This is a genomic window from Phocaeicola sp. RTP21359st1_B8_RTP21360_211022 (assembly GCF_040911965.1).
GTDB classification, from domain to species: Bacteria; Bacteroidota; Bacteroidia; order Bacteroidales; family Bacteroidaceae; genus Phocaeicola; species Phocaeicola vulgatus.
In genome coordinates this window covers 21,059-33,157 of record NZ_JBDFXP010000006.1, presented here as the reverse complement: position 1 = coordinate 33,157, position 12,099 = coordinate 21,059, and the positions used below count along the sequence as shown (strand labels likewise).

At 45.2% G+C, this 12,099-nt stretch carries 12 protein-coding genes and 2 pseudogenes; 6 read left to right on the top strand and 8 right to left on the bottom strand.

Going from position 1 to position 12,099, the window contains the following annotated elements; all coding sequences use genetic code 11:
* Positions 1-28: 28 nt before the first annotated feature.
* Complete coding sequence (locus AB5062_RS04280; protein ID WP_009316570.1) at positions 29-424, bottom strand: hypothetical protein; 396 nt, start codon at positions 422-424, stop codon at positions 29-31.
* 135 nt (positions 425-559) lie between these two features.
* Between AB5062_RS04280 and AB5062_RS04275 the strand changes: the two genes are divergently transcribed.
* The 3 genes from AB5062_RS04275 to AB5062_RS04265 are packed head-to-tail and all read left to right on the top strand — an operon-like array spanning position 560 to position 1,860.
* The gene (locus AB5062_RS04275) at positions 560-1,168 is read left to right on the top strand and encodes a DUF4948 family protein (RefSeq protein WP_009316571.1); all 609 of its coding nucleotides are present in this window, start codon (positions 560-562) and stop codon (positions 1,166-1,168) included.
* A gap of 10 nt (positions 1,169-1,178) precedes the next feature.
* A complete protein-coding gene (locus tag AB5062_RS04270) occupies positions 1,179-1,460 on the top strand; it encodes an Imm17 family immunity protein (RefSeq protein ID WP_009316572.1) in 282 nt (93 codons plus the stop codon).
* Between the two features lie 4 nt (positions 1,461-1,464).
* Positions 1,465-1,860 carry a hypothetical protein gene (locus tag AB5062_RS04265; RefSeq protein WP_018665652.1) on the top strand — a complete coding sequence of 132 codons (396 nt, stop codon included), beginning with the start codon at positions 1,465-1,467 and terminating at the stop codon, positions 1,858-1,860.
* Here the strand turns inward: AB5062_RS04265 and AB5062_RS04260 are convergent.
* Together AB5062_RS04260 and AB5062_RS04255 are read right to left on the bottom strand one after the other, a co-directional pair.
* Positions 1,844-2,212 carry a hypothetical protein gene (locus AB5062_RS04260; protein WP_018665651.1) on the bottom strand — a complete coding sequence of 123 codons (369 nt, stop codon included), beginning with the start codon at positions 2,210-2,212 and terminating at the stop codon, positions 1,844-1,846. The two genes, AB5062_RS04265 and AB5062_RS04260, sit on opposite strands and share 17 nt — an antisense overlap.
* A 61-nt stretch (positions 2,213-2,273) precedes the next feature.
* Complete coding sequence (locus AB5062_RS04255) at positions 2,274-3,104, bottom strand: hypothetical protein (RefSeq protein ID WP_009316574.1); 831 nt, start codon at positions 3,102-3,104, stop codon at positions 2,274-2,276.
* Between the two features lie 274 nt (positions 3,105-3,378).
* Between AB5062_RS04255 and AB5062_RS04250 the strand changes: the two are divergent.
* Both AB5062_RS04250 and AB5062_RS04245 read left to right on the top strand, forming a co-directional pair.
* Positions 3,379-4,139, top strand: a pseudogene (locus tag AB5062_RS04250) (ParA family protein).
* Positions 4,140-4,143: 4 nt separating this feature from the next.
* Positions 4,144-4,401 carry a hypothetical protein gene (locus AB5062_RS04245; protein ID WP_004328504.1) on the top strand — a complete coding sequence of 86 codons (258 nt, stop codon included), beginning with the start codon at positions 4,144-4,146 and terminating at the stop codon, positions 4,399-4,401.
* Positions 4,402-4,588: 187 nt separating this feature from the next.
* Here the strand turns inward: AB5062_RS04245 and AB5062_RS04240 are convergent, their stop codons facing one another.
* From AB5062_RS04240 to AB5062_RS04230, 3 genes are read right to left on the bottom strand one after another with little or no spacing between them, the layout of a single operon-like run.
* Positions 4,589-5,728, bottom strand: coding sequence for a fimbrillin family protein (locus AB5062_RS04240; protein WP_368326827.1), 1,140 nt, complete (start codon positions 5,726-5,728; stop codon positions 4,589-4,591).
* 45 nt (positions 5,729-5,773) lie between these two features.
* Entirely contained in the window at positions 5,774-6,694 is a 921-nt protein-coding gene (locus tag AB5062_RS04235) for a DUF5119 domain-containing protein (protein ID WP_004328506.1), read from the bottom strand.
* A complete protein-coding gene (locus AB5062_RS04230) occupies positions 6,691-7,920 on the bottom strand; it encodes a DUF3575 domain-containing protein (protein WP_270757165.1) in 1,230 nt (409 codons plus the stop codon). Before AB5062_RS04230 ends, AB5062_RS04235 begins: the two co-directional genes overlap by 4 nt.
* Before the next feature lie 294 nt (positions 7,921-8,214).
* Between AB5062_RS04230 and AB5062_RS04225 the strand changes: the two genes are divergently transcribed.
* Positions 8,215-9,273, top strand: a complete 1,059-nt coding sequence (locus AB5062_RS04225) for a LuxR C-terminal-related transcriptional regulator (protein WP_018665648.1) — start codon at positions 8,215-8,217, stop codon at positions 9,271-9,273.
* Between the two features lie 218 nt (positions 9,274-9,491).
* Here the strand turns inward: AB5062_RS04225 and AB5062_RS04220 are convergent.
* Positions 9,492-10,696 (bottom strand): annotated as a pseudogene (locus AB5062_RS04220) (IS256 family transposase).
* Positions 10,697-11,162: 466 nt separating this feature from the next.
* Entirely contained in the window at positions 11,163-12,095 is a 933-nt protein-coding gene (locus AB5062_RS04215) for a hypothetical protein (RefSeq protein WP_004328511.1), read from the bottom strand.
* Positions 12,096-12,099 lie beyond the last annotated feature (4 nt).

Here is a 12,099-nt window from a genome sequence, read left to right as displayed (position 1 = left end):
AACCATAAACTATTACCATTCTTCCCGCTCATTGATACACAAAGAAAAGCCAATAGGCTATGCCCAAATTAATCAGAAACAGACCAAGCGGCAATAGTAACTGAAGCCAGAAATAGTTTTTATCCTTTCTTTCAGGATAAAGGCGGTAATAGGCACGCTCCCGCGCTTTGGTAAAGTACTTCTTTTCAATCTTTGAATACACCTCTACTGCTGCCCAGACCAAGCCGACAGACAAAGCTGACGGCAGCCACAACGGTATTACCCAGTATAGGAATCTTATTATAAGAAGCGAAGGGACAACAGCGAAAACCCACAAGAAGATAGCATCCAACGGCATAGACCACCTGTTGTGGATGCGTCGTATGCGACCCGCATAATACAGGTGGTCTATTATGCTGAACTTATATTTCCGTTTGAAAGCCATAGCTGATTTCCATTTTTACAAAAATACTGTTTTTACGGCAGACAAAGAGCATCCGGCACATTGTTTTTCGGCATAACGTGGTGATTGAGTGGACGAAAAACATTATTTTTGCGTTCGGAATCACGATTATCGGCTATGGCGAGTAGATTTCTGCAAGTATTATTGTCGGCAACTGTAGTGGCTTTCATTGCCGTAGGGTGTGGCAACAGAGGTTTCAATCCTCCGTCTGACGAGGATATGATTCATAATTTCTATGCCCATGAAGATGCGTTTAATGAAATAACCGAAATTCTGTTGAATTGCCCGTATGGCGACATTTACCCTCCGTTCTATCCAATCGGGAGCGCAACGGATTCATTGTGTTTGTCAAGTCTTGGCAATGAAAAATGCACGCGTCTTGATTCCCTGCTTGCATCGGTGGGTGGTAGGAGATTGTATTTCAAAAGCCGGCATACTTTGTGGCAGATTGAACATGGCGATTTTAGCTCAATTCCTCCCATTGAGGAACTGCCCGACACCATTGTTCCAAGCATCTCTATCATTTACTATTCTGCCGGTTGGTCTGTCGGGCCGAGTGTGGACAAGCAGTATGCTTACAGGTTCGCGGAGGACTCAACCTATGCGGTCAATTGGGAACTGAACGACCTGATTGAGCTTGTTAGGAATGATCCGGATGCACCGGGCGGTATGGCATCAAGACACATTGAGGGCGATTGGTATATTGAATTATGGTATGACAAATGATAATTATGCAATGAAAGTTACCGATATATACGAAGCTATGAACAGCAAGGCGGAAGCGTTTTTCGAGTGGTTGCAGGCTCACCCTAAATACGGGTTGCTGTTTGGTGTCGGGTTGCTTGCCCTATGGCTTGCAGGGTTGCTGTTCCGTTGGAAATGGGCATGTGAGTGGCAGTTTCATGGAAAGCTATGGTTCTTTGATGATTGCAAACCCGAAACACGCCGACGGATTAAGATAGTGCTGGTCAGCGTTCTGATTATCCTCATATTGGTCGATTTCTTTGTATGGAGGTGAGAGCATGGATAAGGACAATCGCAAATACCGGTTCTGCTTCATCGACTATATGTGGTATGTAGCCGAAAAATGGAGCGAGCGAGAGCATAACAATCTCAATGGGAGAATGTTGCTTTTCCTATGCTGGCTGTTTGCCATAACCATACCGCTTGGAATACCGCTACTATTTCGCCTTTTCAGTTGGATAATTGCTTTTGCCATAGTAATGATTCTTTGCTTTCTTCCCGACTTATTTTGCCAGCTCCGTTACACAGCCGGGCGGCGTGAAGCGCTCCGTAAATATTACGGAAAGATGAAACACTCCGGCAGGAAGCTCGCCAAAATAGTCCTTATCGTCATCGCCCTGACCGTAGCGAATTTCCCACTAATGTTTCACTTCGGATTTATACATTGGGCATGACAATGCCTGCCACTACCGCCACTGCAATGACAACGGCATAGTACACCTCTATCGCCTTTTTCCAATATAGAGGACGCAAATCAAGTTCTTCTCGGATTTCCATTCTCCAATCAGAAGGTTTGAACTGAAATCCGGAGATGCACCATGCTGCGACAACCGCCCATCCGATCAATATGCCGGTAACTATTTTCTGACCGTTATTCGGGTCGTCTTTTAGCGTAAGTAATGCCACCAAAATTAATGAGAGATAGGGAAGTCCAATTATCCCACCAGCCCGACGCTCCACCCAATCATGCCCCCCTTTCCTTCGCAGCATATCGTAGGCAAGGATGTATGCGGTTTTATGTATCATCGCAATCAAGCGAAATAAATGAGGTCTTCCTGTTTCTGCTCTTTTCATACTTTTGTAGGTTTTAAAATTCCGTATCTTCCGTCCATTCCAGAGAGTCCACCGGACAAAGCCCGGTGTTTCTCACCTCGTACCACCCGGTCAGCAGTACCCTTATGCTGTCCGGCGTATATCCCTTGACCCATGTACATTCGACAAACTTCTGGCTGCCGTCTTGGATTTCATCAAAGGTGGCATGGTTCAATAGCCCTACACGGAACTCTCCTCCCATATCTTCCTCCCTTACCTGCATGACATAGACCGGTTGCCCGTATCGGGATGTGCGACCGTCCTGATTAATCAGATATTGCAAGGCTTCGCTGGGTACTTCCTGACGGGCTCCTACCGTGATATGCAGCGCAAGGTAATCCCTCCACCTTTGCGGAACTTCCGTCCGTGTGTTCTCCACCGGCTCCGCCTTGCGCCCGTCTATCCGCATCAGTGTGCTTGGCAACAGGTACATTTCGGCAATCATCAGAAAGCCGAGGGAGAACAGGAAGAAGTAACATCTGAAGGGGCTGAACCTGCGTCCCTCATAGTGCTGCATGACCGCTTCCCTTCGTGAAAACGGGTATATCCGACCATTCGATAGATAGTGGAGAATTGCGACGATTCCGGCTATCATGGCGACTGTAAACCACTCAAATACCGTGGAGTCGAAAAGGAAATGAGCGGTTGTAAGGAAGATCGGCTCATAGATAAATATCATGATGCAAAGCATCAGCATGGACTCCCCGTCGGGGCGTCTTGGCTCGCCCTTGTAATGCCTCTGTGCCATTTCTCCCAACCAGAACAGGTAGTCGAAGAAATAATAGCGCCGTTGTCGTTCTTGCTCCTTATAGTCCCGTTTCTTCATTCTAAATATAATATTTGGTGGCTAACCGACCTTTAGGGGAGGTTACGCCGTTTGCTATCTACCGTTGTTTGATTTCTTTCGTTTAATATGTCTTTGATTAATTCCGGTACAGAAACAAAACGTACCGAAAGACGGAAACAGGATTTATTTCGGTACGCTTCCCCGATCGGCACAAAAAACACGCAAAAAACGAAAAATACTACTTTTAGTATTTTAGTATATTAGTATTTTAACTATATTTGCGGACATGACAACCATTTAAAAAACTGAATTTATGAGCAAAGCAAAAGTAATCTCCGTATTGAATCACAAGGGGGGAGTAGGAAAGACCACAACCACGATCAACCTGGGCGGCGCGTTACGTCAAAAAGGGTACAAGGTTCTTTTGATCGACCTTGACGGGCAGGCCAACCTGACCGAATCGCTGGGCTTCTCCGCGGAGCTTCCCCAAACGATCTACGGCGCGATGAAAGGCGAATACGACCTGCCGATCTACGAGCATAAGGACGGTCTTAGCGTCGTTCCCTCCTGCCTGGATCTCTCGGCCGTTGAAACGGAGTTAATCAACGAGGCCGGGCGGGAACTTATCTTAGCCCACCTTATCAAGGGCCAAAAGGAAAAATTCGATTATATCCTGATCGACTGCCCCCCCCCTCGCTGTCGCTGCTCACGCTTAACGCACTGACGGCCTCGGATCGGTTGATTATCCCGGTTCAGGCTCAATTCCTGGCAATGCGTGGAATGGCCAAACTTATGCAGGTCGTCCACAAGGTGCAGCAACGTTTGAACTCGGATCTTTCGATCGCCGGGGTCCTGATAACCCAGTACGACGGAAGAAAGAACCTGAACAAGAGCGTTTCGGAACTGGTACAGGAAACATTCCAGGGCAAAGTGTTCAGCACCCATATACGCAACGCCATTACGCTGGCCGAAGCCCCGACACAAGGGCAGGATATTTTTCACTATGCCCCAAAATCTGCCGGGGCAGAGGACTACGAGAAGGTATGTAACGAACTGCTAACAGAAATAAAGTAACCATATGGCAAAGAAGAACGATTTAAAAAACAGTATGTCGGCCGGGCTGACCGGGGGATTAGACAGCCTGACCCAATCCACGGCCGGGCAAAAAGAGGCTCAAAAGCCGAAGAAAGCGAAAACCGTGCATTGTAATTTTGTCATGGACGAAACCTATCACCAGAACTTAAAGCTGATCGCGATCCGCAAAGGCGATTCGCTAAAATCGGTATTGCAAGAGGCTATATCTGACTACTTGGATAAAAACAGTTCCCTGCTATAACAGCGTATCGGGAATATACAGGGCAAACACTCCACAAAAGAAATTCTCCAGGAAAAAGGTACGCAGAAAAGCAACCCTACACATAAATTACAGATGATAAAAGCAATAAAAAACCCGTTGGCAGGATTAATCTTGCGTATGTTTAACCTGCCAACGGGTACGATATTAATAAACGTTTGGATTAAGGTTAGACGTTTACGTCTTTATCTGCTTTATCTGCATTACCCCAGTCTGTTGTCTCTGCATCAAACTGGATCGGATTCAACACAGCCTCTCCCTGATCATTATAACCACCACCGAAAATCAACGTGTAGATATGACGCTTGCCCGCTACCCATGTATCTCCGAACGGAACATAAATTGTTTTGTATTCGCTTGCTGAACCCAACAGATAAGCTCCGGACTGCCGGATTTTGCAGGCGATCTCCAGATAACATTGCTTCGCATTATCGGCCTCCAACTTGCTTTTGGTGGCTGTTTCGGAAACTTTCCAAGCAGTCAGCTCCTGTGGTCTATTCAGCATAGGAGTAGTTGTGGAAATATCGGTAGCTATAGTATTACTTTTGACCGTGATGTTTACGTCTTTCACTACGGTAAATTTGCCCAGACCTGATACTTCACTTGGTAAATCAGCAGGATCACTCCAACTTCCCGTTCCATCGGCTGTCGCAGGCAATGTGAAGAAGCCGCCCATTTTGACATTATGAATCTTGATCATGTTGATGTCCACCTGCATGTTATCGTATTGGGTCTTTGCTTTGAATACGACCTGTGACAGAATATGTTTGAAATTAAATTTCACTATTCCGTTGTTCATGTCTTTTGTCTGGCCTTTGGCCATGGCATACATCACGTCGTAGTTTGCATGACCCGTGTTGGCTCCATACTCATCGATGCAGGTATAACTTATCTTTTGGACAGTCCCGGAGGCTTCCCACATATAATTCATCATCATGTCTTCACTAACCGTTCCGGGATTGAACGCGTAAAAGTCCAAAGCCCCGGTAGGCCAATAACGAAGGTCGCTCGCATTTTTATAATCCCACTTACCATTATTGTACACGATATTCACTCCGTCATGTCCAAATTCCGTGTCTACCTTTCCCATGAAGGCAGTACCATCCCCCGTAAAAGCGAACACGTCGAAATCGGTGTTCTTCAAGTTGTCGGGGGTAGTAGGGGTAGCCCTCGTTTCCGCCGCATTACTTAACACGTTAAAACCAATCGCATTCCGTGAGGAGGTTTCCACATTCGCAATCTCCTCGTCTGAGCAACCCATCAACAATGTTCCAAAGATTGCCCAAAGCATTACTGTACTTTTTTTCATAAATAAAAACAATTTAAATTGATACATATAATTAACAAACTCGTATTACAACACTATATCCATATTCACATCATCCCAATCATCAACGTCCACATCAAATCCCGCACCGTCACTTCCCGGCTCGGATGGTACCTCATAATCAAAATTCAACACCAGATGCACATCACCGACATGCCCCGCTACCGGGACATCATGCACTTGGTCGCTCACGTCCTGTTCCAATACAGACATGCTGCCGGAACGGTTCTTGAGATACAGCCGGAAAACATTGGGCTCTCCTTCAAGTGCGGAATGTCCAAACGTATAGAATCCGCCTATAATCTGATTCCGTGAAACCATTCCATCAAAGAGCAGGCTCTCCGAAAGACCGGCGGGCAAACTGTCGCCGGACATGTTAAGCGAGCCGGACATGCCGGAAAGAGCAGCCCGCAAATCCGCCACCCTATCCAGTCCCCGAAGACCGTTCACCTCATACGTGTAGTGACATACCATGTTTACGGGAGTTAGCCGTACTATCTCCGCGCTTCCTCCCGGAATGTCCTTGAGGATAACTCTGTCTATATGGTCGCCACACAGCCAGGGTGGGGTGACAGCCATTGTCCGGTTATCCGGCGACTGAACATCACGCGTATCGGCAGTAAAAAGCGTGTAACTGCCGTTTTCTTTCCAAACCATCCCGTCGGTATCGTAGTTGAAGCAAATTACCCGGTAATCATTCTCGGGGAGCTCCACTTCCCCATCCTCTCCTCCGGGGAAATCAAATATCCACGTGTTGCTTTCATCGTCGGTCGGATAAAATACGACCCTCATGCCTTCAGGCTTGTCATGATTGGAAATCTTGGTCCAGTCGAATACTACCCGCACCTTGGCAAAGTGCGGATGATCGTAACATAAATCCTTATGCTCACAAGCCGTCAGTCCTATCCATAAAAATATGAACACCAGACAAAAGCGTATCCGTATCACTGCCTGCCTCCTTTCTTCTCGTTGTAGTTGCCACGGCCGATCAACCACACCAAAGAGATACCCGCCTTGGTCGGGCCGAACCAGCGGCGGTTTTTAGTGGTCTGCCATACATAGTGACCGTCCAAAGGGATGTACTCCTTGTACGATCCTCCAAGGTAGCCGATTCCCAACGTGAAATCCACATTGAACCGATGTCCCACAGGTAACGAGTAGCCGTAAGCCACGCCTCCCCCGTAACTCCATTTATCCCCCAAGTAACCTTTCCCACCCAATTCGAAATCATAGGTGACGATCTGCCCGTACAATCCGACATGATGCCCGGAAAACGGTTTTTCCACCGCTCTCCGACCGAACCAGCGGCGCAACTCCACATCTCCCCCATAGATACGCCAATAATTATGCTTCCGATCACTTTTCCACCAGGCATACATCCAATTCCCGGCCACAGACCAGTTCTTCCCCAAACAGAACTCAACCCCGATGTCAGGTATCAAAACAGCGTCATAAAGCAAGTTTGTTTTCACCGCCATGCAAAACGGCCGTTTCTTTACCGGAGCTATGACGGTAACGGTATCACGGATGCACAACGTATCACGTGTATGTATATATACCGTATCTCTGACGGGATTTATCGGATCACTATCATAGCATATTTTCACCATCGACGAACGAAGTTTCGGAAAATGGAATTTATACAAATATGAGTATGGCCTCCCCCCTTTCAGTCTTTTCAGTTCTCCCCCCAAATAAGGGCTGTCCTGGTTTTCCAAACGGACGATCTTCTCCAACAAACGAAGGACATCCTCCCTCTCCGGAACATTCACATCCGCTCTCACCATCGTTATAAGTCCGTTCCAGTCGCTTCCCGAAAAATGAAAATCCATCTCCAATACCGGAATCTTTATATAAGGTGATATATACCGCCACAAAACCTCTGCTCGTTTTTCAGACAGCCTTCCATTCAACAGCCCCCCTCCTTCCGGGGAAGCTCCTCCTATTATTTGAATTTTCCTGATAAGACGGACGGAGTCGTTCAATGCGGAACAGATTTTAGCAAACCGCTCCATCTCGTTCCCATTGTCAAGTAAACATGTATCTATATTTACCTTTCCTTGATGAAAATAGATCCTTACCGAATCACGCTTCTCCTGAGCGGATATTTCTCCGCTTATACTCAACACGAGCACGAACAATACACATTTAATATAAAAACCTCTTTTCGTCATTTAATCATTTGTTAATATGACAATCCAAACCCAGGCTTTTACACCCCCTTGAATTTCGACCGCAAAAATACACACTTATAAACCAGCTTCCAAAGCAAAAAACAAGTATTTTAAACTTATAAATACTTAAAAAGACAACCACACAACAACTACAACACTTACCACAGCAGCCAATCATGCTTACACAACAACTAAAAATACTTAACATCATAAAGAAAAGTACTTAAACATACAAAAAAACAGTTATCTTTGCAAGAAACATCATACTTAATAACACTTAAAACAATAAAATACATGATATTCAGCACAAAAGCCGCCTCTTTTCTAAGTTCAATAAAAACTCAAACTTACGACAAAAAAGAAAGAGAAATGATAATAACGTATCAACAAAAACGAGTCTTTCATCTATCCCTGCTCATGCTGGTCTTATGCGCACCCATATACATATATTCAGTTCCATTTCCCAATGAACAGTTTTATTATATTAACAGCGTATTATTCCTGTTTATCATTATGTGCACTCTCGCTTATTTTAAAAAGAGAGTAAATCTGACCACGACCTTTTCCATTATACTGATAGCCATACATATCGAGATTTTTATCGAAATAATTTATTGCTCAATATGTAGCGGATATGAATATAGTTATCAAAGAGCATTGATAATGAGTAACATTACTATCTCTCTCTTATTTACCATGCTTTCCATCTGTGCCTATATGAGTAATATCTCCATCCTATTGTCCTCCCTTACCATAGCTTCCTATACAATCTGCACACTTATCACCGACGAACCGTTCCTATACAGTTATCTGCCTTTGATCATCATCATATACACCATGATCCCCTTATTAGGAAGATCCTTACACAGTAATATCAGCAGCTTGCTAAAAAGTAGCAACTTGCTAAAAGAGGAAGAGGAAATGCTTTTGAAACGTCTCCAAATGAAAAAGGAAGAACTATTCGCGTTCGCCGAGTTGTTAAGCGAGAATAACCCGGAAGAAAAGACAAGCTCCCTGTTAAACATAATAGGGGAACAATCCAAAGAAAATCTTTTTACAGCCCTTGCCGCATACCAGAAAAAGGAAAAAAGTAAACTTGATACAATCAGGAGAATATATCCCAATTTATCCCCGTCCGAATTAAACATCTGCCGTTTAATACTGCAAGACAAGACCGTCAGCCAAATATGCGAATTATTACATCGGAGTAGCGGAAACATAACCAGCCAACGAGCGAACATACGTGCCAAACTCGGACTGAAAAAAAGCGACAATTTAAAAGAAGCATTACAAGAACGCATGAGGCTGTATGAAGAAGAACACCGGCAAGAGGACTTTTCAGCCATGCGTTAGGGATTGCAGAGTAAAGCCCACAGCCTTTAGGCGAGGACTTGAAACGTAAAGCCCGACCGTCCCACGGGAACGCCCAAAAGAAAAAAAATCCCCCGAACATTCATCCGGGGGTAGTGTAAACTGAACTGTGTCACGGCTCTGTTTTTTATTCTTTCCCTCTTATTTGTGTGCAGATTTCACATCTGCATACAAATAAGAGGAGCCTTTCACAAGCAAAGTTACATAATCTTGAACCTATCACCAAATTTTATGGCAAGTTGCTGTGATATCAGTGCCCAATTAGACAGTGGCATAGTCCATTTCCCACTAATGTCTCGATAGGCAAGATACACAAGCTTTTCAAGTGCGGTGTCTGACGGGAACACACCTTTGTTCTTCGTTACTTTACGCACCTGACGATGATAGCCCTCAACCGTATTGGTTGTGTAGATAAGTTTGCGGATTGCAGGAGTATACTGAAAATATTCCGTAAGACGCTCCCAGTTGTCGCGCCAGGATTTGATTACTATGGGGTACATCTCACCCCATTTTCATCAACCATGTCAAGCTGTGCTAATGCAGAATCCTTGCTTACAGCACCATATACGGTCTTGAGATCCTTCAGAAACTCTTTCTGATGCTTGCTTCCTACATACTTGATTGAGTTACGGATTTGGTGGACTACACATAGCTGAACGGAGGTTTCCGGGAATACACTTTGGATGGCATCAGGGAATCCCTTAAGACCGTCTACGCAACAAATCAGAATATCACGTACACCACGGTTCTGAAGGTCGGTCATAACATCAAGCCAGAAGTTAGCACCCTCACTCTCAGATATATACATACCAAGAAGATCCTTGTGACCAGACTTGTTTACACCTAGGACATTGTATATTGCACGAGTGACTGCACGACCCTTATCGTCTTTTACCTTGTAGTGAATGGCGTCAAGCCAGCAAATGGCATAGACGGGGTCAAGCATACGGGACTTCCAGGCTGTTATTTCGGGAATAACTCGGTCGGTTATAGCACTGATGGTTTCTGCTGAAAGGGTTGTGTTAAACTCACGCTCAAAGTACTTGCTTATATCACGAGTGCTTGTACCAAGAGCATACATGTTGATGATTTGATCTGCCATACCTTCAGCAAGAATTGTCTCACGTTTCTTAACTGTCTCCGGTTTAAAAGAACCGTCACGGTCACGAGGGGTTTCGACTATCACCTCTCCATACTTTGTCTGTACGGTCTTGCTCATCTTGCCGTTACGACGATTGCCAGAACTGCAGTCAACGCTATTAAGGTGAGCATCCATCTCACCTTCTAAGGCTGCGTTTAGGATACGTTCTAGCATAGGAGCCAAAGCTCCGTCTTTACCGAAGAGTGCTTCACCGCTACGCAGCTGCTGGGCTGCTTTCTTGTAGTCTATTTCCAAATTGGCCATATTATAAAAACTGTGTTAAACTATTATTATTATAGCCTGACACAGTTTATTTTACACTCTCGAACGGGGCATTGAAAGCACTCTTGGAGTTTTTCATTTGTCAACAGGTTATTATCTTTGGATAGGTAGCTTTTTGACTTTGCTATTGGGCGAAATCGCATTGTTTGTATTAAAAAACAAAATAGGATGACTCACTATAATCTACTTCGTATTTTTCCATAAATGCAATCCTTGCCAAAAAGCAGTTTGTTCGGGTGGTTGTTTGGGCGTTCCCCCTTCGGGTCGGGCTTTCCGCTACAAGTCCTCGCTATGCTGTGGCTTTTCCCCTGCAATCCCTAACGTGGGTGAAAGGGTTTTCACTATCTTGCGCTTGCACTTTGACACACGGGGCTTCGGCTGTTCGCCGAAACTTCCCGCGCCCCGTCCCGCCCGAAAGAGTTCCCCGGCGTTTGTCCGGCAGCCGACATTATTCAAGGTAGTATTCTATAATATCTTTTATCAGTAGCTCTTCTCCTTGTTTCCATAATTTCCAGCCTTGTTCACTCTTTATTGTATCGCCTTGTACCTCAAACGGTTTTCGGACTTCTGTATTGTCCTTGAAGCAGACTACCGTCACCATGCGAAGATAGTCTTCCCAAGAGATATAGTAGGTGTCAAAGTCATGCGTTCTTTTCGCTGGAATACCATTTATCCGCATGAGGCTGCGGTTGCGTTGCATCCTGTTTCCATGCATCATAATCTGCCCAGATGAACAGTTGATCCATGCCGTTTTTCCGCTTTCCTCGTTCAGTACAATTTCAGCCCTTCCCGCCATTAAGCCCAACACTCTAAAACGGAGCATGGGAAAAGTGTAGATCAGACTTGCCGTCTCTTCTAAGTATTCATGTATGTTGCTTCCGGATCTCCATGCCAAGGGCATTAACGTATCTGATTCCGAAGAGTAACGATAGTAATATCTGCCATCTTTGCATGAAGCGTTATTCTGTCCGTCCTGCCATTCCTGCGGATTGTCATCCTTCCTTTTCCGCTCGGCAATATCCTTGTCAAACGGATACTGATGCAGTGCAATGCTATCTTCCGGCTCCTTGCACGTTGCTGTCCGGTATAATGGTATGACGGGGTTCTGCTCGGCTATGACCTCCATGAACCCAATACCCAAAGGAGCATATAATCCATTCTTGCGTTGGAACTGGAAATGATTGCCTTGTATGAAAAGGGAGGGAAAATCATCGGAAGCAATCCCCGTTATTATATCCGCTTCGCCAATAACATCCGCTGTCCGTTGGTCTTGTTTGCATGAAGATGTGCAGGCGGACTCATTGTCTGTCGGAGGCATAGGCGGCTTGCAACTCATGACCGATGCAGCCGTCAAAAGTAGTGTTATGATGACGGTTTTCATCTAA